The organism is Flavobacterium sp. UMI-01, assembly GCF_019656315.1.
Classification (GTDB): domain Bacteria; phylum Bacteroidota; class Bacteroidia; order Flavobacteriales; family Flavobacteriaceae; genus Flavobacterium.
This window is the reverse complement of the sequence record NZ_BPLU01000019.1, coordinates 204,571-225,549: the sequence shown is the minus strand read 5'-3', so window position 1 is coordinate 225,549 and position 20,979 is coordinate 204,571. Positions and strand designations below refer to the sequence as shown.

The window sequence follows — 20,979 nt, the reverse complement described above, 5'->3', positions numbered from 1 at the left end:
GTAAAGAATCATTTACCATTTAGCCAATGATTCGTTGAAAATGTCTTGTGTTATTCTTTCAAATATATCTTTTAAAGCAGTATCGAGTGTAGCGCCTGTTAACTGTTGTGTGGCAGGATAATCATAGAAAAACTCAAAAGATTTTTCAAAATTATCTTTTTCTTTCTTTTTATTGATAAAACGTACGTTGACTCTAATTTTTAATCGGTTTTGAGCGGCTTGTTGATCAGCAGTAGCAGTCATTGGGCTAATTCTGTAATCTACAATTTCGCCTTCATAAGTTAAATCACCACCATTTTTAACAAGATTCAAATTGGTTTGATTCATGATTAAGTCTTGTAAAGCAAGAGTAAATCGACGATCAATTCCTGGTTCAACTAGATCTGCATTGTTGGGGAAAAAGTTAACTTGGAAGGTCTTGGCGTCAATTTTTCCTGTTCCTGTGAAATTATATACTGAGCAACTGCTGGCTGAGAATGCTAAGATGAGTAATAAAAGAGGATATATTTTTTTCATAGAATTTTATGGTGAAACCTACATTCTAAAATCTCCATTCTCAATTTTGTAGTGTTGACTATATTTTTTCAAATATAATAAATTGGATGTGGTAATTTTGAAGTTGGTGTTTATTTGTTTTTTTATAAATCAAATTGTTTTATTTTTCGATACAGTGTACGTTCTGAAATTCCAAGTTCTTCGGCTGCTGCTTTGCGTTTTCCTTTGTTTTTTTCTAATGACTTTTTAATCATTTCAATTTCTTTTTGTTCTAATCGCAAAATTTCTTCTTCTTCAATAGTCTCGGCAAAGAGATAGTTGTCCTCTGGTTCTTGGTATTGATTTTCGCTCTTAGGGGTGCTAATCAAGGCCGTGTTAGGTCGCTCCTCAAAGTCAATTTCGCTTTCGTTTTCCTGAGAACCATAAATTTTTTGAATCAAATTAGGATTAATGTCTTGCGTTTTGGCTGCGCCGTTTTTCATTAATTCTAAGGTGAGTTTTTTCAAGTCGTTCAAATCGCTTTTCATGTCAAAAAGCACTTTATATAAAATGTCTCTTTCTGTACTAAAATCACTTTCCGCTTTTTTGTCACTAATAACTGACGGGAGATTGTTTCCTTCAGAGGGGAGGTAGGATTGAAGCGTAAGGGCGTTAATGTCACGATTGGTTTCTAAAACTGAAATTTGTTCAGCAACATTTCGTAACTGACGTACGTTACCGCTCCATCTAAATTTTTGTAAAACATCAACAGCGCCATCGTCTAATTTTATAGGAGGCATTTTGTATTTATGAGCGAAGTCAGCAGCAAATTTTCTAAAAAGTAAATGAATGTCGTCTTTTCGGTCGCGTAAAGGTGGTAAGGTAATGTCAACCGTACTTAAACGATAATACAAATCTTCACGGAATTTTCCTTTTCCAATGGCGTCAAAAAGATTAACATTGGTGGCCGCCACAATGCGTACATCTGTTTTTTGAACTTGTGATGATCCTACTTTTAAAAATTCTCCATTTTCTAGAATTCTTAATAAACGTACTTGTGTGGTTAAAGGAAGTTCGCCTACTTCATCCAAAAAGATAGTGCCTCCATTAGCTACTTCAAAATAACCTTCTCGGGTGCTTGTTGCTCCTGTAAAAGCTCCTTTTTCGTGGCCAAAAAGTTCACTGTCAATCGTTCCCTCTGGAATGGCTCCACAGTTGACTGCTATGTATTTTCCGTGCTTGCGATGCGACAGGGAATGTATGATTTTAGGAATACTTTCTTTACCTACACCACTTTCTCCCACGACCAAAACAGAAATGTCAGTAGGGGCTACTTGTATTGCTTTTTCAATAGCGCGATTGAGCTTTGGTTCATTACCTATAATCTCAAATCGTTGTTTTATATTTTGAACTGATTCCATCAAATAATTGTTTAAAGTTTTTATTAGTTTAAGGTTAAAGATTGAGAAGAACTTGAATCCTTAAATTTTTATACTTTTTTAATTCATCTGTGAGTAACCTACTGCTTGACCTTTCAAAGTTCCGCTGGTGCAACTGTTGATTTTTACGTTAACAAAATCACCAATTTTATAATTTTCCTTAGGGAAAACAACGGTTGTGTTTTGAGAATTACGTCCTGAGAATTCTTCTTTTGATTTTTTAGAAATTTTTTCAATTAAAACTTCAACTGTTTTGCCAATGAATTCTTCTGAGCGAAACCAAGCATGTTTTTGTTGTAAATCGACAATTTCTTGCAAACGTCTTCCTTTGGTTTCTTCCGGAACATCATCGGTCATTTTTCGACCCGCCAATGTGCCTGGACGTTCTGAGTAAGCATACATATATCCATGATTGTATTTTACATATTCCATCAAACTAATGGTGTCTTGATGGTCAGTTTCTGTTTCCGTTGGGAAACCAGCAATCAAGTCTTGGCTAATGGCACAGTCGGGGATGATGGATCTGATTTTGTCAATTAAGGCCATATATTCTTCGCGTGTATGCAAGCGATTCATTTCTTTCAAAATGCGATTGCTTCCGGATTGAACTGGCAAGTGGATGTGCTTGCAGATGTTAGGGTATTTAGCAATTACATGCAGTACGCTTTCGTGCATGTCTTGTGGGTTTGAAGTTGAAAATCGTATGCGCATTTTAGGAAAAGCTGTAGCAACCATTTCGAGTAATTGGTCAAAATGGACGGCTGTTGCCTTCTGGATTTCAGAAGCATTGATAAAATCTTTTTTCAGCCCACCGCCATACCATAGGTAACTGTCCACGTTTTGTCCTAAAAGTGTAATTTCCTTAAAACCTTTACTCCATAAATCTTGTATTTCAGTCATAATGCTTTGAGGTTCACGACTTCGTTCTCGTCCGCGAGTAAAAGGAACTACACAAAAAGTACACATGTTATCACAGCCTCTGGTGATAGAAACCAAAGCGGTTATGCCATTACTCATTAATCTAACAGGGGAAATGTCACCATAGGTTTCTTCTTTTGATAAAATCACATTAATGGCATCTCGTCCTTCTTCAACTTCGTTTAGTAAATTAGGCAAATCCTTGTATGCATCAGGGCCTACAACAAGGTCAACAATTTTTTCTTCTTCTAGAAATTGACTTTTTAAACGTTCAGCCATACACCCTAAAACACCTACTTTCATTTTAGTGTTTTTACGTTTTACAGCATTGTATTTTTCTAAGCGCTTGCGTATGGTTTGCTCTGCTTTGTCTCTAATCGAGCAGGTATTTACCAATACCAAGTCAGCTTCTTCAAGTATTTGAGTAGTATTATATCCGTTATCCGATAAGATGGCAGCAACTACTTCACTATCGGAAAAGTTCATGGCGCAACCGTAACTTTCAATAAATAGTTTTTTTGTGTTCTCGGGTTTATTTTCTAAAACAAGGCGTTCTCCTTGTTTGTTTTCATCAATACTCTTTTCCATAAGTCACTTTACAAAGTGTGTTTTAATAAGAGGACAAATGTACGATTATTTGAATATATATGACAAGTTGTCAGATTAAGAATTAACAGTATTTTGTGTTTTTTTATTTTAAAATAATTTAGGTCTTTTAGGATTCTGAAAGGAGGTAATTCTTTGCTATACTATGAAACCGTTCTATTTCCTCTTCTATCCATTTGTTGTCTTTGTGTAATTCAACTGATAATAGGGAGGCCACTTTTTCTGTTGATTCAATAGCAGCTTGTGTGTCTAAAAATAAAAGGCGTACTCTGCGGGCAAGAATATCATCAACGGTTCTAGCCATTTCATGTCGAATTGCCCAGAGTACTTCGGCTAGTGTAAAATCATACTGAGGATGTAATTTTTCTTTAAGTTCAGGATGATTTTCTTGTAAAGCGATAATATTCTTGGTATCTGTACCATAGATATACAAATGATTTAGTCTTTCTGTCTCTGAGGTTTGTTTGTTACCGTGAATGGGGAGGTGTGTGGTGAGGCATTTTCTTTTAGGGATTTTTTTTGTGCTTATTGCCTTATCCACGGCATCTTGAGCCATTTTTCTGTAAGTGGTCCATTTTCCTCCCGTAATGGTGATTAGTCCTGTTTCAGAAAGTAAAATTTTATGGCTTCTTGAGATTTCTTTGGTTTTTTGATTTTGTTCTGTTGGGGCGGTCAATGGACGTAAACCTGCAAAAACAGTTAGTACATCTTTGCGTTGAGGCTTGTTTTCTAAATAATGTTGTGCATTTTTGAGGATGAATTCAATTTCAGATTCTAATGCTATAGGATCAAGACTATGACTTTTAATTAAAGTGTCGGTGGTGCCTATAAGGATTTTATTGTGCCAAGGGACAACAAACAGTACTCTACCGTCGGTAGTTTTGGGAATCATTAACGCTGTTGCCGTAGGGGAAAAGACATTGTCTAAAACCAAATGGACACCTTGACTGGGAACAACATATTTCTTATAGGTCAAATCGTTGAGCTTCATAATCGAGTTGGTGAAAACACCTGTTGCATTGATGATGATTTTGCCTTTTATGGTGAAAATTTCTTGGGTTTCTTGGTTAAGAACTTGAACTCCCTCCAATTTGTTTTGCTTGTCTTTTAATAATTGGATGACTTTGAAATAATTTAAAACACAAGCTTTATTGTCAATAGCAGTTTGCGCTAGATTAATGGCTAATCGTGCGTCATCAAATTGACCATCATGATAGATAACACCATTCTTAAGATTTTCTTTTTTAATATTTGGAAAAATTGCAATGGTTTTTGCTTTCGAAATCAACTTTGATTTGCCTAAACTTCGATTTCCTGCAAGTATATCATATAAAGTAAGGCCTAATGCGTAAAAATAGCCAAGCCATCTATTATATATAGGTATAACAAATGAAATGTTTTGGGTCAAATGTTTTGCGTTTTCGAGTAAGCGTCCTCTTTCTTTTAGCGCTTCGATAACTAAAAGGAGTTGGCCTTGGGCTAGATAGCGTACACCTCCATGCACGAGTTTGGTACTACGGCTTGAAGTGCCTTTTCCAAAATCTACAGCTTCAAATAATACGGTTTTGTAGCCACGACTCGCTGCATCTACAGCGGTGCCCAATCCGCTGGCTCCTCCGCCAATAATTATGATGTCCCATTCGGGAGTGGACTTTAGTTGGGCTATTTGAATTTGTCTTGACATGGTGCTAGGCGATTGACTTTGTCGTGAAAATACTAAACCAGAATGAATTTTGCTTTTAAAAAAAGAAAAACTTATGTTTTTTTAAAAAGAATCCAATATTTAGGTTCTGGTATAAAAATCAGTTCATTGTCTCTCAAGAATGTGTTGTTGCGAATTCTTTTTTAGGCGATTTGGTAAAAAGTATGTAATAGGTTTTGTGTTTTAAAAATTAGCAAAAGTTTAATATTTAAAAAAAACTTATACTTTTGTCTCAGAAAAATAGAGCAATGGCAAAGAATTTAGTTATAGTAGAGTCACCTGCAAAGGCGAAAACAATCGAGAAATTTTTAGGTAGTGATTTTCAAGTAGAGTCAAGTTATGGGCACATTGCCGACTTGCCTTCAAAGGAAATAGGAGTGGATGTAGAGAATGGTTTTAAACCTAAATACGAAGTTTCTTCAGATAAAAAAGCTTTGGTGAGTAAGCTAAAAGCCTTGTCAAAAAAAGCAGAAATGGTTTGGTTAGCAAGTGATGAGGACCGTGAAGGAGAGGCAATTTCCTGGCACTTGGCTGAAGAATTAAAATTAGATTCTAAAAAAACCAAAAGAATTGTTTTTCATGAAATCACTAAAAATGCGATTCTAAAAGCAATTGAAAATCCTCGCGAAATAGATTATAATTTAGTTAACGCACAACAAGCACGTAGGGTACTCGACCGATTAGTAGGGTATGAGTTGTCACCCGTACTTTGGCGAAAAATTAAAGGAGGGCTTTCTGCGGGTCGTGTACAATCAGTATCTGTTCGTTTAATTGTTGAGAGAGAACGCGAAATCCAAGATTTTAAAGCCGTAGCAACTTATTCAGTTGTAGCCGAGTTTACAAATGAAGCAGGGAAGACTTTTAAAGCTAAATTGCCTAAAAACTTTACTACCAAGAAAGAAGCCGAAGATTTCTTAAATAAAAATAATGGTTCGACTTACAAAGTTTCTGATTTAGAAACAAAGCCAACTAAAAAAACTCCTGCTGCTCCCTTTACAACTTCGACCTTACAACAGGAAGCAGCTCGTAAGTTATATTTGCCAGTAGGAATCACCATGCAATTAGCACAACGTTTGTACGAGGCGGGATTAATCACTTACATGAGAACCGATAGCGTGAATTTGTCAAAAGAGGCGATGGATGCAGCTCAAGCTGAAATTATTAACTCTTATGGCAAGGAGTTTTCATACCCTAGAACATTTGCTAATAAAAATAAAGGAGCACAAGAAGCCCACGAAGCTATTAGGCCTACTGATATGTCTCGTCATACTGTGAATATAGATCGTGATCAGGCTCGCTTATATGATTTGATTTGGAAAAGAACATTAGCTTCACAAATGAGTGATGCTCAATTAGAACGTACAAATGTTAAAATACAAGCCAATAATCATAACGAATTATTTACGGCTTCAGGAGAAGTATTGCTTTTTGAAGGCTTTTTGAAAGTGTATTTGGAGGGGCATGATGACGATGAAGAAGAACAAGAAGGGATGTTGCCAGCCTTAAAAGTGAATGAGTCATTGTTGAATAATTTTATTTCGGCAACAGAGCGCTATTCAAGACCTCCAGCACGCTATACGGAAGCGTCATTAGTTAAAAAGTTGGAAGAACTAGGAATCGGACGACCTTCAACTTATGCCCCTACGATTTCTACCATCATCAATAGAAATTATGTGGAAAAAGGAAATTTGGAGGGAACGGAGCGTAAATATACGCAGTTGATGTTGCAGTCAGGAAAGCTAACGGAAAAAGAATTAAAAGAAAATACAGGTTCAGATAAAGGAAAGTTAGTTCCAACGGATATAGGTACTATAGTTACTGATTTTCTAGTGAAGAATTTCGGTAATATATTAGATTACAATTTTACGGCAAAAGTAGAACAAGATTTTGACGAGATTGCTGAGGGGAATGTAGATTGGGCAATTATGATGAAGGAGTTTTACGATAGATTTCATCCTAATGTGAAAGATGTAGAAGCTAATGCAGACAGAGAAAGTGGTGAACGAATTTTAGGAAAAGATCCTAAAACGGGAAAACCTGTTTCGGTGCGTTTAGGGAAGTTTGGTCCTATGGCGCAAATAGGTGATGCTGAAGATGAAGAAAAGAAGTTTGCAAGCTTGATGAAAGACCAAAACATTGGGAATATTACACTTGAAGAGGCCTTGAATCTGTTTTTGTTACCAAAAGATTTAGGTGTTTATAAAGGGGAAGAAGTTGAAGTTAATAATGGCCGATTTGGACCTTATGTGCGACATGGAAGCGTTTTTATATCATTGCCTAAAGGTGAAGATCCATTAGCGGTTACTAAAGAAAGAGCTCAAGAATTAATTGATGAAAAAATCAAAGCAGATGCCCCTATTGCGACTTATAAAGGAGAAGGTGTTCAAAAAGGAGTAGGGCGTTTTGGTCCATTTATCAAATGGAATGGATTGTTTATTAATGTAAGTAAAAAATACGATTTTGATAATTTGTCACAGGCTGATATTGAGGCGTTGATTGAAGATAAATTGCAAAAAAATATTGATAAAGTACTTCATAATTGGGAGGAAGAAGGTATTGTAGTTGAAAAAGCAAGATGGGGACGTTCAGTTATCTTGAAAGGAAAAATTAAAATCGAATTAGGTAAAGATATTGATGCTGCAAACTTAACATTAGCAGAGGTTCAGGAAATAATTGAGCAAAAAGCACCTGCTAAAAAGACAACTGCAAAAAAGACGACTGCTAAGAAAGAAACAGTAAAAAAAACGACTCCTAAAAAGAAAAGTTAATTTATGGAATTTGAATTTTTAACCCCTTTGAATAAAAATTTTGTTGAGGAATTAAATGGGTTTTCAAATCAACAATTAGGAAGTAAGGTGGTTTTTCATACTAAAGATGCATTTCCATCCATTGAAAAAATTAACATTGCCATAATTGGAGTTTTGGATAATAGAGGTGATAAATCAGCGATTTATGATGTTGATTTGGATTTTATTAGAAAGCAACTTTATGGAATGTATCCAGGAAATTGGCATGCTTCTATTGCGGATTTAGGAGATATAATGGCGGGAGAACGTATTGAAGATACCTATTTTGCGTTGCGTAAAGTGGTAGCCACGTTAATCAAAAACAAAGTAATTCCCATAGTTATAGGAGGTTCTCAGGATTTGACGTATGCATTGTATCGTGCCTATGATGATTTAGAGCAAATGGTTAATTTGGTTGCGATTGATAATAAATTTGATTTTGGAAAGGAAGATGAGGCAATTTTAGCTTCTTCTTATTTGACTAAAATAATTATTGACGAGCCTAATAATCTCTTTAATTACTGCAATATTGGGTATCAAACCTATTATAATCCCCAAGAAGAAATTGATTTAATCGAAAAACTCTTTTTTGATGCATATCGATTAGGTGAAATTTCAAATAATATCGCTCTTGCTGAACCTGTTTTTAGGGATGCAGATATTGTAAGTTTAGATTTAAATTCAGTTAAGTCAGCAGATTCAGGGAATTTTGTTTCTTTTGAACCCAATGGATTTGATGGTAAAGAAATTTGTGCTTTGTCAAGATATGCTGGTATAAGTGATAAAGTATCAATGTTTGGAGTGTTTAATCATGGTAATTCAGCGCAAGAATCTAAATTAATTGCTCAAATAATTTGGTATTTTATAGAAGGATACCATTATCGTTCTAATGAGTATCCTTTTGGTAGCCGAGAAAGTTATATCAAGTTTATAGTACCTATAGAAGAAGAAACCTTAATTTTTTATAAAAGCGATAAAACAGATCGTTGGTGGATAGAAATACCATTTGTTGTAAATGGGAACAATAAATTAAAGAGGAATACGTTATTACCTTGTTCTTATGAGGAGTATTTGGGGGCTTGCAATCAAGAATTACCAGAAAGATGGTGGAAAGCACTACGTAAAAACATCGTCTAAGTTTAGTTTTGGTAGTTCGTTTTTTGTATTTTTAAAAAAATAATTTGTTTTAGTAAAATAATTGTTTTTTAAAAAAATAATAAATACGTTTACACATTGAAAAATAATGAATATATAACCCTATTTTATATGAAGAATTTCATTGCATTTATGGCAATTGTAATGCTGTTAGTTAGCTGTGGTAAATCAGGTGATAAAGGTGAATTAGTGGGTGTTAAAGGAGCAAAATGGCATCCTGAAAAGCCTTATGGTATGACATTGGTTCCTGGAGGTTCATTCATCATGGGTAAATCTGATGAAGATGTGGCTGGAATTCAAGATGCACCAACCAAAACAGTAACTGTTCGATCATTTTATATGGATGAGACAGAAATTACGAATAGTGAGTACCGTCAGTTTGTAGAGTGGGTTAAGGATTCTACTATTAGAGTGCGATTGGCAATTCTTGCTGATGAAATGGGGATTAAGCCTGGTTCAGGAAAGAATGGTAAAACAGGTAGTATAGGGGATTTTGCATTCAATGATACTGATCCAGCTAAAATGACTGCATATGATAAGTATATGTATGACAATTATTACAGTATAGGTACAGATGATGATCCCTACGCAGGACGAAAACTTAATAGAAAAGTAAAATTAATTAAGGATCCACAAAAATACCCAGACGAATATTATGTTGAGGTAATGGATTCAATGTATTTGCCTATAGAGGCTTCTTATAACGGTTTGAGAAGCATCGATGTTGATAAACTTAAATTTCGTTATTCTTGGATGGATATTCAAGCTGCTGCCAAAGCAAAAGTAGGGAAGCGTAAGGATTTTATTAAAACTGAAGAAGTAAAAGTATATCCAGACACGACAGTTTGGATTAAAGATTTTTCATATTCCTACAACGAACCGATGCACAATGATTATTTTTGGCATAAAGCTTATGGAGACTATCCTGTGGTAGGGGTTAAGTGGACGCAAGCAAAAGCTTTTTGTGCTTGGAGAACATTAAATAAAAATTCATATATCAAATCAAAAACGAAAGGCAGAGATTTGATTAATTCTTTCCGTTTGCCAACAGAAGCTGAGTGGGAATATTCTGCTAGAGGAGGGTTGCAATCAGCTACTTACCCTTGGGGAGGTCCTTATACTAAAAATGATAGAGGATGTTTTTTAGCTAATTTCAAACCAAGTAGAGGTGACTATGCGGCCGATCAAGCCTTATATACGGTTGAGGCAAAATCCTATGAGCCTAATGCTTACAATTTGTATAATATGGCTGGAAATGTTTCTGAATGGACAGATTCTTCCTATGATCCAAATGCTTATGAATATGTGTCTTCTATGAACCCAAATGTTTTGGACTTGTCTAACAAGCGAAAAGTAGTTCGTGGAGGGTCTTGGAAAGATGTTGCTTACTTCTTACAGGTGAGTACAAGAGACTATGAATATGCTGATTCGGCAAGAAGTTACATTGGTTTCCGTACAGTTCAAGATTATATGGGGACTGAAGTTACTGGGAATGGTACGACAAATAGAAGAAATAGATAATAATTTACTGATTTAAACCTCAAATTTAAACCAAATTCAAAACCAAATATTAAACTCTAAAAAACACAATTTATGGCATTACTAAGTAAAAAAGCAATGAACTTTGCTTATGGTATGGGAGCTGCGGTAGTTATCGTAGGAGCATTATTCAAAATTACACACATTGAGTTAGGACCTATTACAGGAAATTTAATGTTGACTATTGGTTTATTAGTGGAGGCCTTAATTTTTGCGCTTTCAGCTTTTGAACCTGTTGATGAGGAGTTGGATTGGACATTGGTTTATCCAGAATTGGCTAATGGTAAGGCCCAAAAAAGAGAAGCAAAACCAAAACAAGAGAACCCAATAGAAGCTCAAGGACTATTGTCACAAAAATTAGATGCTATGTTGAAAGATGCTAAAATTGATGGGGAATTAATGGCAAGTTTAGGAAATAGTATCAAAAACTTTGAATCTGCTGCTAAAGGTATAGCGCCAACAGTTGATTCAATCGCTTCTACAAAAAAATACAGTGAAGAGTTAACGTTAGCAGCTGCTCAAATGGAGTCGTTGAATAGTTTGTATAAAGTACAATTACAAAGTGCATCTAGAAATGCTCAAATTAATGAAGAAGTACTTGAAAATAATGTGAAATTAAAGGAACAAATGCAATCATTAACAGCAAACTTGTCTTCTTTAAACAACGTTTATGGTGGTATGCTTACTGCAATGAATAATAAAGGATAATTAGTTTCATGACCCTTAACAAAAAGAATTAATTAAACTAATTAGAAAATAACAACTATGGCAGGAGGAAAACTAACCCCTAGACAGAAGATGATTAACCTGATGTATCTGGTTTTCATTGCGATGTTAGCATTAAATATGTCCAAAGAAGTATTATCAGCCTTTGGAATTTTAAATTTAAAGATTGTTGAATCAAATTTAATCTCGGACACTCGTAACGAGTCTTCTTTTCAACAATTAGCTCAAAAAGCAATTGACCAACCTGGTCAATTTGGTGAGAAAAAAGCAAAAGTTGACAAAATTAGAGCTGTTTCTAAAGAGTTGAATGATTATATTGAAAACATAAAAGTTTCTGTTACAAAAAATTTTGAAAGAGACGAAGAAGGAAATCTACCTTATGAACAAATGGATAAAGGGGATTTAATCGACAATATGTTTTTTACTGGAGATAAATTGTCTCCTAAAGGGAAAGAGTTTTTGGAGAAAATAAACAATTATCCGGCTCAAATCAAACAAATTGGAGGTAGTTCTATTGCTGAATCTGAGATTAAAAAAATTGAAAATAGATTTGCTACAAAACCTATTTTTTCTAAAAAAGCAGGAGCGACTTTACCTTGGATGGATTACAATTATAAAGGGTTTCCTTTAATTGCAACTATTACTAAGTTGTCTCAAATCCAAGCGGATATTAAAACGACCGAAAGCGATGTGATGACAGGTATGTTTCAAACTGATTTGGTTGCAGCAGCTTCTCTTACAGCTTATCAGCCAATAGTAGTTTTAGATAAATCAGTTTTCTTTCAAGGTGAAGCCGTTTCAGGAAAAATTATTTTAGGAAAATTTGATCCGTCGTTAAAAGCAAAATCTGTAATTGTAAATGGTTCAAGCATCCAAGCGATGGCTGGTCAGGCTAAGTTTTCATTTGGTGCGGGTAATATAGGTGAACATGCGATTGCTGGATCTTTTAATTTTGATGAAAATGGTAAAGTAGTGAGCTTGCCAATTAAAGACAAATATGTAGTAGTTGCTAGACCTAAATCAGCAACAATTTCTGCTGATAAGATGAATGTGGTTTATAGAGGCGTTGTGAATCCAATGACTATTTCTTTTGCGGGTATTCCTGCTGATAAGGTTTCGGCTTCAGCTCCGGGATTGAGTTCTGCTGGGGGAGGGAAATTCAATATGAGTCCTACAACAGGTAATCAAGTGGTAATAAACGTAACAGGAACTTTGTCCGACGGTTCTAAAGTTTCTGATAGCAAAACGTTCAGAATTAAAGGTATCCCTGGTCCAACTGGTACAATTCGTGGTGAATCAGGTGTGGTAAAAGGACCAAAATCAAATTTAGAAATAGCTACAATTGGAGCTAAGCTTGAAGATTTTGATTTTGACGTAGACTTGGATGTAGTAGGATTTAATTTAAAAATAACAGGACAACCTACAGTTGTTGTTCAGGGTAATAAATTAAATGCACAATGTAAATCAGTGCTTTCAAAGGCAGTAAGAGGAGATCAAGTTACAATATCTGAGATAAAAACGAAATTAGTTGGAGCAGGCAGTTATTTGTTGCCTAGAACAGCTCCTGTTATCTTTGAAATTCAGTAATGCTTGGTAATAAGGAGTGTGTTAAAAATATATAATGACATCATGAAGAATGTAAAAAAAGTTTTATTGGTAATGTGTTCTGTACTTTTGACTGTGTCGTCTTACGGCCAATCAAACTTGCTAAATGCAAAAACACCATCGCAAATCGGACTTAAAACGGCTGCTCAATTGATATCAGATAATGATAAGCCTTTGGCTTATGGTTATGTTCATGATAGAGATATCCTGATGGGTAAAACAGTTTGGGAGATTATTGATTTGAGCGAAAGGATAAATTTTCCTTTGTATTTTCCAATAGACGAAAACATCGGTTCTGACAGGCGTTCATTATATACTGTTTTAACTACAGCTATTAAAAATGGAAAGATCACTGAAGTGTATTCAGACAGTTATTTCAATACTAAAAAGTCATACAAAGATATTGAAGCTTCTCTATCTCGTATAGATACTACTGATGCGGGTAGAGAGCAAATTAACTCAGGTATGAAACGTGTTTCTCCTGAATATATTTTGCGTTCTGATTTAACCGCACAAGATGTAACGCAATATAAAATTAAAGGGTTTTGGTATTTTGACAAGCGTCAGAGTGAATTGAAATACCGTTTGTTAGGTATTTGTCCTGTAACTCCTGATGTGTACACAATGAATAGTGATGAGAAAGATTATATCGAATTGTTTTGGATATTCTTTCCTTCTGCTCGAAATGTTTTGCACGAAGCAAAAGCTTTCAATGATAAAAACTCTTCGATGCCCATTTCATTTGACCAAATCTTGAATTCAAGACGTTTTAATAGTGTTATTTATAAAGAAGAAAATGTGTACGGCGATCGTGAAATCAAAGAATACATGAAAGAGAATGCGCAAAAACAATTGTTAGAATCTGAAAGAATTAAAGAGAAGATTCGTAATTTTGAACAAGACATGTGGAATTATTAATTCAATTTTTTCGATTTGATATATTAAAACTAACTCTTACTACCTAGTAAGAGTTTTTTATTTGTGGTAGGTAGTTTTAAAGATTTGTATTATGATAGACTATTTGATTGTTGGGTCAGGTTTAGCGGGGATTTCATTTTCGGAAACAGCATTGTTACATGGTAAAACCGTACTGGTTATGGATGATAATTCTCAAAACTCCTCTAAAATAGCTGGAGGGCTTTATAATCCGGTTATCTTAAAACGTTTTAGTGAAGTTTGGCATGCGAAAGAACAATTGGAATTAATGACAAGTTTTTATTCAAGATTAGAGTCAAAATTACACACTCAATTTGATTTTAAAAAACCTATTTTAAGAAAGTTTTTTTCAATTGAAGAACAAAACAATTGGTTTGCTGCATCGGATAAACCTAATTTGTCTCCTTTTTTATCACTAAACTTAATAACTAAAAAATATAACGGAATTGATTCACCTTTTGATTACGGTGAAGTTTTGCATACTGGTTATGTCGATACAGCCAAGTTGGTTGCTGCTTACCAAACCTATTTAAAGGATAATAATTGGTTTATGGATGTCCGCTTCAATTATAGCGAATTGGTTGTTAAGGACGATGGTGTTCTTTATGAAGGTATTAAAGCTAAAAATATTGTTTTTGCAGAAGGCTTTGGGATGCATGCAAATCCTTTTTTTAAACATTTGCCTTTGGACGGAACCAAAGGAGAGTTGTTTATCATAAAGGCTCCAGACTTAGAACTAGACGTAATTGTAAATACAAGTGTCTTTATATTGCCACTTGGAGATGGATTGTTTAAAGTAGGGGCGACTTATAATTGGAAAGATAAAACAGCAACTCCTACCGAAGACGGTAAAATAGAATTGGTAGAACGAATTCAAGAAATTATCAATTGTCCCTTTGAAATCATAGCTCATTTTGCCGGCATACGGCCTACAGTTAGAGACAGACGTCCTTTAGTTGGAACACATCCACAATACAAATGTGTTCATCTTTTAAACGGACTGGGAACCCGAGGGGTGATGTTAGGCCCAGAAATGGCAATGGCCTTATTTAATGCAATTGAAAACCAAATTCCACTTGATAGAGAAGTTGATTTTAATCGCATTAAGCCCAAAAACTTTAGGTAATTATGGTTTGTTATTCTTACCAGGAGGTTCGTAGGAAATAAACATATTAATGTAAATGTTTCTCGACCATCTAAGTACAAAAGGGAATAAGATAATCAAAGTCGTAATGATAGCTATAAAAGATGTTTCTAAACTGCTTTTTAAAAAGATAAATGAAACTATAAAAGCAGCAATACCAATGGCAACATTTAAACCGTAACTTACATACATAGCACCGTAAAAAAATGATGGTTCAATTTGGTAACGCAAACCACAATGACTACAAGTTTCGTTCATTTTAAGGATAGAAGTAATATGATACGGGTTTTTGTTCACATACATGCTTTCATTTTGGCATTTTGGACAACTTCCTGTTAAAATACTATTTAGTTTGGATCCTTTTTTTAACATTTGCAAAAATTTTAAACAAAGGTACACTTTTAGTGGTGTTGCCTTAGTAACTTTAGTCACAAAATATGCTAAATATTCACAATTTATCCGTTTCATTCGGGGGTACCTATTTATTTGAAGAAGTAACTTTTAGATTAGGAGCTGGAGACAGAGTAGGTCTTGTAGGAAAGAATGGTGCTGGAAAATCAACCATGCTCAAAATGCTCGCAGGAGATTTTAAACCTGATTCAGGGGTTATTTCTCAAGAAAAAGATATCCGTTTAGGATTCTTGCGTCAAGACATCGATTTTGAACGTGGGCGTACGGTGCTTGAAGAAGCTTATGAGGCATTTACTGAAATAAAAATTGTCGAAAAAAAATTAGAAGAAATCAATCATCAACTCGTAACACGTACCGATTATGAGAGTGAAGCCTACAGTCAAATAATCGAAGATTTATCGGATTACACCCATCGTTTTGAACTTTTAGGAGGTTACAATTATGTCGGTGATACCGAAAAAATTCTTTTGGGTCTTGGTTTCAAAAGGGAGGTTTTTGACAACCAAACAGAAACGTTCTCAGGAGGCTGGCGAATGCGAATTGAATTAGCTAAATTATTGTTGCAATCTAATGATGTACTGCTGTTAGATGAGCCTACTAACCACTTAGATATTGAAAGTATCATTTGGTTAGAGAATTTTTTACGAAATTATCCAGGAGTAGTGGTTATAGTATCGCATGATAAAATGTTCTTGGATAATGTAACCAATCGAACAATAGAAATTTCACTTGGAAAAGCCTATGATTTTAATAAACCTTACTCACAATATTTAGAATTACGTCATGAGATAAGGGAAAAACAATTGGCTACTCAAAAAAATCAAGCCAAGAAAATTGAAGAAACAGAAAAACTCATTGAAAAATTCCGTGCTAAAGCTTCTAAAGCTTCGATGGCGCAATCTCTTATAAAAAAACTGGATAAGGTAGAACGCATCGAGGTAGATGAAGACGACAACTCAGTTATGAATATATCCTTTCCTGTGTCTAAAGAACCAGGAAGAGTGGTAATTGAAGCCGAGAAAGTGACTAAAAGCTATGGCGATAAAACCATCTTGAAAGATATTAATTTACTTGTAGAAAGAGGAAGTAAAATAGCTTTTGTAGGACAAAATGGTCAAGGAAAATCCACCTTTATCAAAGCAATTGTTAATGAATTTGAATACGAAGGCAATATAAAATTAGGTCACAATGTGCAGTTAGGTTATTTTGCTCAAAATCAAGCCGAATATCTAGATGGCGAACTCACCTTACTTCAAACGATGGAAGAGGCCGCAACTGATACCAACAGAAGTAAAGTTCGAGATATGTTGGGTTCATTTCTGTTTAGGGGTGACGATGTGGAGAAAAAAGTCAAAGTACTTTCAGGGGGAGAACGCAATCGTTTGGCCTTGTGCAAATTGCTTTTGCAACCCATCAATGTTTTGTTAATGGACGAACCTACCAATCATTTGGATATCAAATCCAAGAATGTATTGAAGGCAGCCTTGCAAAAATTTGGAGGAACACTCCTTTTAGTTTCGCATGACCGTGATTTTTTACAAGGAATGTCAAATATCGTTTATGAATTCAAAGACCAAAAAATCAAAGAATATTTAGGGGACATCAATTTCTTCTTGGAACAACGCAATCTCGAAAACATGCGTGAAGTTGAGAAAAAAGAGGTTCAAAAAACAATAGCGCCAAAAGAAAGTAAAAAGACTTCTTACGAGGACCAAAAGAAAAACAAAGCACTCCATAATAAGTTGAGCAAAATTGAAAGTCAAATCAAACAACTTGAAATAGATATTCAACACGACGACAAAATGTTAATGTCTAATTATGACAAGCATATCGAAGATGCCTCTTTCTTTAAAGCTTATAACAAGAAAAAAGAAGAATTAGACCAATTGTTATTGGATTGGGAAATTGTTCAAGAAGAGATTGATAATTTGTAGCTATTCCAGCTGTTCATTTCAATCTTTTACTCAAAACACTTTTTTTGCTAGCTTGTGGCAGGAGCTTCCGTTGGTCGCTCTGCCACAAGCGCAAAAAAAACTAGTGTTTTTCATAAAAGGATTTTCATTGCCATCTGGGCTATTGCTTAATCGATAATCCCTATTGCCTTTGAATGTTCAATCGCTTGAGAACTGTGTTCAAAATAGTACGCCGCAACATCTAGAGTCATAATATTTTCAATAGCTTTAATAACCTCATTTTTTGGAGAACGTCCAGTCTGTCTGATGTAAACGGCACGTACACTCAAGGGAAAAATTTTGCAAATTGCTTCATATAAAAAAGCATCTTCCTGCGTATCATCACCTAATAGAACATATTGCAAGTGAGGATAAAATTCTAAAATGTGTTTTATTTTCTCAAATTTATGGTTGTGTTTTTCAGGATTTAATGACCAGAAAAACTGTCTCAAATTAGTTTTAATGTCTTTTAGTAACAACACTGCTTTTGGGAGTTGATGGATTTCAGTAAACTTAATAATAAAACGGTAAAGATTCCATTCACTACTAGAGACATAAAAAAAAGTATTGCGCTCTTTTTGGTTTTCTCTACCCGCTTGGCTTAGGGCTTGGTAATGCAATACTACATCTTCGAAAATTTGTCTGCTAGTTACGTTTTTAAAGAGGAGGTGGTAGATTTTTTTTATTGGATTTTTAGTATAGGACACCAAAAAAGTGTCGTCAATATCTGAGATGATACCTAAGTCACCTTGTTTAGGACGGTTGTAACTTTCATGACTTTCTATTTTTTGATTTTTATAAATGATACTTACTTTATAGTCGATCCAGCCATATTCATTTTCCATCAAAGGAATGCAAAATTTAAAGTAGCCGTCATTCAATGTTTTGGTATGAATTTTGGTATTGTTGTGCTCAAGATATACATCAGCATTTGCTTGTGTTTTGATGCGAAACATGTTGATGGTTGCCTTTGCGTTTTTAAACTTTTTAGATAAAAAGTCATAATCTTTTTTGTTAGTAGGTTTAAAAACGTGTCCCATAACAATCAATTCTTGTTCGTTAGCGTAACCACGGTATAATTTTAAAATAGGCTTCATAATTAGGAATATTTTGAAGTACAATGAAATTTAGTTATTTTTAAGCAATTATAGTATAGAAATAGTGAAAAAGTATGTTTTAATGGTTGTAAATCCGGTTTCTGGAGGTGTTGATAAAGAACAATTTATTGAAGCAGTAACAGATTTTGCTAAGTCAAAGGAAAATCACATTGTAGTTTACAAAACCACAGGAACTGACGATAAGGCTAAAATAATAGCGTTATATAAAGAACACAAACCCGAACGAATTATTGTTGCAGGGGGTGACGGTACCATCAAAATGGTAGGCGAAGCAATGGCTAATGAAAATGTTTTATTTGGAATTTTACCTGTTGGCTCAGCCAATGGATTGGCAGTAGAATTGGATTTGCTGAAAACATTAGAAGAAAACATTCAAATTGCTTTTAGTGACCAGTTTGTCGAAATTGACATGGTGGTTATTAACGGTAAAAAAAGCCTCCATTTGAGCGATATTGGACTCAATGCCTTGCTGATAAAAAATTACAAAGCCAGTAAAATTCATGGGAAATGGGGTTACGCCTTACAAATTATAAATACTTTATGGCATTCAAAAGGAAAGTTTAAAGCAAAAATTAGTTCAAAGACACATCATTTAGAGTGCGATGCCAAGATGATAGTGATTGCTAATGCTCAAAAATATGGTACGGGTGTAGTTATCAATCCGCTGGGAGTTATTAATGACGGAAAATTTGAATTAGTTGTTTTGAAAAATCTCAATTTAACCGTTTTTACTAAAATAGTTTTAGGAAATATGCCTTTAAATTATAGTGATGTGGAAATCATTTCCACAGATGCGGCTCAGATACAAATTGACAAGCCGTATAGTTTTCAAATCGATGGGGAATATGTGGGAGAATTAACGGATTTAGAAATTTCTATTTCTACGGAGAAAATGAAAGTGGCAATTGCATAATTTATTTAAATGGCTTGCGTTGTTGCCAAATTGTTTTGGGTTCAAAGTATGCAAAACTTTTAGCCATAAGTAAATTTAAAAAGTAATTTTCATGTTTGATTAATCCAAACATTTCTACTGGAGTTGCGCCTACTGAACTTTTAATTTCGAGTGCTGTACGAGCAAAAATGATTCTTTTGAATTTTTTCTTGATGGAGTAGCCTATCATGTCATACAACATGTTTAGGTATAGCATTTTCTCCTTTTGAAAACTTTCATCATATCCCAAGAAATAGGTATCAAAATCTTCGTGGTTTTTAATCAATGTGTTGAAACCTATTAACTCTTCTTCAAGAAAATAGCCGTAAAATAAAAATTGTTCTTTTAATTGAGATTTAAATGTTTCAAAATGATTTTCGGACAAATAAAAAGTGTTGAATGGAGCATTACGCGCTACATGGTGATACAATTGATAGATGCGTTGATGATAATGTTCAATTTCAGTAAGTGACAGTTTTCTTTTAGTAATTCCATCTGATTTTTTCTGGGCGCGTTTGTATTGGTCCCGGTATTTTTTGGTTAGGTCACCTATATAATCGTTAATGGTGTGCCAAGAAGATTTTATTTCAAATATCATATTAGGTTGCGTATTGAAGCGATAATAGGAATTGAAGGTAGGTTGATCAAAAAGGGAAGCATTGGCTAACAAGAAATCTTTAAACACCGTGAGGTGAATTTTTTTATTTTCTTTTTTCAACTGTGATTTTAAGGCAATTGCAGCTTGATTAAGTTGGGTGATTCCTTCGGATGGGCTTATTTTGGAACTAAATTGAAAGCAATTTTGCCCAGTAAGCATATTGTTTCCAATGATTAAAACATTTGAAATGAGTCTTTTAAAAATAAAATTTTTTAATAGCGTTTTAAAACAATGATCTCGTTCGCCGAGTGAATTTACTTCGGTCAAATTAATGTATTGTGCCAATGAAACGCCAACTAAATCTTGGTTTTTAAAAATTCCTATAAAATAACATTTCATATTGATAGGTGCGGCTTTATCAAGAACGGTCAAATAATCTTTGCTTAAAAAAAGGTTATGGGATGCCACAGTGTCCCATTCAACAGGAATATTTTTTGTTGAGGAATAAATGTGAAAAGTCAGATTTGATTTCAAGATGATGTCCCTAATTTGTAGAGGTCTAAAGTACTATTAAAAGTTAATATAGTTACGTAATCGTTTAATTTTAACTAATTTTATAGATAAAAAAAAAGATATGACTACGTATAACGAAACCACCGCTCAATCACAATTAGCAAATTTAAAAGATTGGAAATATGATACTAACGGAATAGTTAAGGATTTTGTATTTAAGAATTTTAATGAAGCGCTTGCTTTTATTGTTCAAGTAGGATTACTGGCAGAAAAAGTAAATCATCATCCTGAAGTTTTTAATGTGTATAATAAAGTCCATTTGAGATTGTCCACACATGATGCAAACGGGCTAACGGATAAAGATTTTAACTTAGCCAAAATGATTAATTTATTAGGATAAAATTGGTCTTCTGGAAGTTAATTTCC

17 protein-coding genes are annotated in these 20,979 nt (G+C 34.3%); 10 read left to right on the top strand and 7 right to left on the bottom strand.

Annotated elements, in window-relative coordinates; all coding sequences use genetic code 11:
* Nucleotides 1-12: 12 nt before the first annotated feature.
* From K5R64_RS08355 to K5R64_RS08340, 4 genes are all read right to left on the bottom strand, one after another.
* Nucleotides 13-516 carry an LptE family protein gene (locus tag K5R64_RS08355; RefSeq protein ID WP_220762589.1) on the bottom strand — a complete coding sequence of 168 codons (504 nt, stop codon included), beginning with the start codon at nucleotides 514-516 and terminating at the stop codon, nucleotides 13-15.
* A 122-nt stretch (nucleotides 517-638) separates the two neighbouring features.
* Nucleotides 639-1,895, bottom strand: a complete 1,257-nt coding sequence (locus K5R64_RS08350; RefSeq protein WP_220762588.1) for a sigma 54-interacting transcriptional regulator — start codon at nucleotides 1,893-1,895, stop codon at nucleotides 639-641.
* 78 nt (nucleotides 1,896-1,973) lie between these two features.
* Nucleotides 1,974-3,419 carry a tRNA (N6-isopentenyl adenosine(37)-C2)-methylthiotransferase MiaB gene (gene miaB / locus K5R64_RS08345; RefSeq protein WP_220762587.1) on the bottom strand — a complete coding sequence of 482 codons (1,446 nt, stop codon included), beginning with the start codon at nucleotides 3,417-3,419 and terminating at the stop codon, nucleotides 1,974-1,976.
* 127 nt (nucleotides 3,420-3,546) lie between these two features.
* Complete coding sequence (locus tag K5R64_RS08340; protein WP_220762586.1) at nucleotides 3,547-5,121, bottom strand: glycerol-3-phosphate dehydrogenase/oxidase; 1,575 nt, start codon at nucleotides 5,119-5,121, stop codon at nucleotides 3,547-3,549.
* A gap of 266 nt (nucleotides 5,122-5,387) precedes the next feature.
* On the opposite strand from K5R64_RS08340, the gene topA reads away from it, so the two are divergent.
* The 7 genes from topA (at nucleotide 5,388) to K5R64_RS08305 (ending at nucleotide 15,012) form a co-directional block, all read left to right on the top strand.
* A complete protein-coding gene (gene topA / locus K5R64_RS08335; RefSeq protein ID WP_220762585.1) occupies nucleotides 5,388-7,907 on the top strand; it encodes a type I DNA topoisomerase in 2,520 nt (839 codons plus the stop codon).
* Between the two features lie 3 nt (nucleotides 7,908-7,910).
* Entirely contained in the window at nucleotides 7,911-9,062 is a 1,152-nt protein-coding gene (locus K5R64_RS08330) for a formimidoylglutamase (protein WP_220762584.1), read from the top strand.
* A 129-nt stretch (nucleotides 9,063-9,191) separates the two neighbouring features.
* On the top strand, nucleotides 9,192-10,601 hold the full coding sequence (gene gldK, locus K5R64_RS08325; RefSeq protein WP_220762583.1) for a gliding motility lipoprotein GldK: 1,410 nt from the start codon (nucleotides 9,192-9,194) through the stop codon (nucleotides 10,599-10,601).
* Nucleotides 10,602-10,673: 72 nt separating this feature from the next.
* Entirely contained in the window at nucleotides 10,674-11,327 is a 654-nt protein-coding gene (gene gldL, locus K5R64_RS08320; RefSeq protein WP_220762582.1) for a gliding motility protein GldL, read from the top strand.
* 57 nt (nucleotides 11,328-11,384) lie between these two features.
* Nucleotides 11,385-12,932, top strand: a complete 1,548-nt coding sequence (gene gldM / locus K5R64_RS08315; RefSeq protein WP_220762581.1) for a gliding motility protein GldM — start codon at nucleotides 11,385-11,387, stop codon at nucleotides 12,930-12,932.
* A 42-nt stretch (nucleotides 12,933-12,974) separates the two neighbouring features.
* Nucleotides 12,975-13,868, top strand: coding sequence for a gliding motility protein GldN (gene gldN / locus K5R64_RS08310; RefSeq protein ID WP_220762580.1), 894 nt, complete (start codon nucleotides 12,975-12,977; stop codon nucleotides 13,866-13,868).
* Between the two features lie 91 nt (nucleotides 13,869-13,959).
* Nucleotides 13,960-15,012, top strand: coding sequence for an FAD-binding oxidoreductase (locus K5R64_RS08305; RefSeq protein ID WP_220762579.1), 1,053 nt, complete (start codon nucleotides 13,960-13,962; stop codon nucleotides 15,010-15,012).
* Here the strand turns inward: K5R64_RS08305 and K5R64_RS08300 are convergent, their stop codons facing one another.
* Entirely contained in the window at nucleotides 15,013-15,402 is a 390-nt protein-coding gene (locus K5R64_RS08300) for a DUF983 domain-containing protein (protein WP_220762578.1), read from the bottom strand.
* A 65-nt stretch (nucleotides 15,403-15,467) separates the two neighbouring features.
* Here K5R64_RS08300 and abc-f point away from each other — a divergent pair, with 65 nt between their 5' ends.
* A complete protein-coding gene (abc-f, locus tag K5R64_RS08295; protein ID WP_220762577.1) occupies nucleotides 15,468-17,375 on the top strand; it encodes a ribosomal protection-like ABC-F family protein in 1,908 nt (635 codons plus the stop codon).
* A 146-nt stretch (nucleotides 17,376-17,521) separates the two neighbouring features.
* On the opposite strand, the gene K5R64_RS08290 is transcribed toward abc-f, so the two are convergent.
* On the bottom strand, nucleotides 17,522-18,490 hold the full coding sequence (locus K5R64_RS08290) for an App1 family protein (RefSeq protein ID WP_220762576.1): 969 nt from the start codon (nucleotides 18,488-18,490) through the stop codon (nucleotides 17,522-17,524).
* A 64-nt stretch (nucleotides 18,491-18,554) separates the two neighbouring features.
* Here K5R64_RS08290 and K5R64_RS08285 point away from each other — a divergent pair, with 64 nt between their 5' ends.
* Nucleotides 18,555-19,424: a diacylglycerol kinase family protein gene (locus K5R64_RS08285; RefSeq protein WP_220762575.1), complete on the top strand. Its 870-nt coding sequence runs from the start codon at nucleotides 18,555-18,557 to the stop codon at nucleotides 19,422-19,424.
* A gap of 1 nt (nucleotide 19,425) precedes the next feature.
* Here K5R64_RS08285 and K5R64_RS08280 read toward each other — a convergent pair whose 3' ends face one another.
* A complete protein-coding gene (locus K5R64_RS08280) occupies nucleotides 19,426-20,574 on the bottom strand; it encodes an 8-amino-7-oxononanoate synthase (protein WP_220762574.1) in 1,149 nt (382 codons plus the stop codon).
* 100 nt (nucleotides 20,575-20,674) lie between these two features.
* Here K5R64_RS08280 and K5R64_RS08275 point away from each other — a divergent pair, with 100 nt between their 5' ends.
* The gene (locus tag K5R64_RS08275; RefSeq protein WP_220762573.1) at nucleotides 20,675-20,953 is read left to right on the top strand and encodes a 4a-hydroxytetrahydrobiopterin dehydratase; all 279 of its coding nucleotides are present in this window, start codon (nucleotides 20,675-20,677) and stop codon (nucleotides 20,951-20,953) included.
* Nucleotides 20,954-20,979 lie beyond the last annotated feature (26 nt).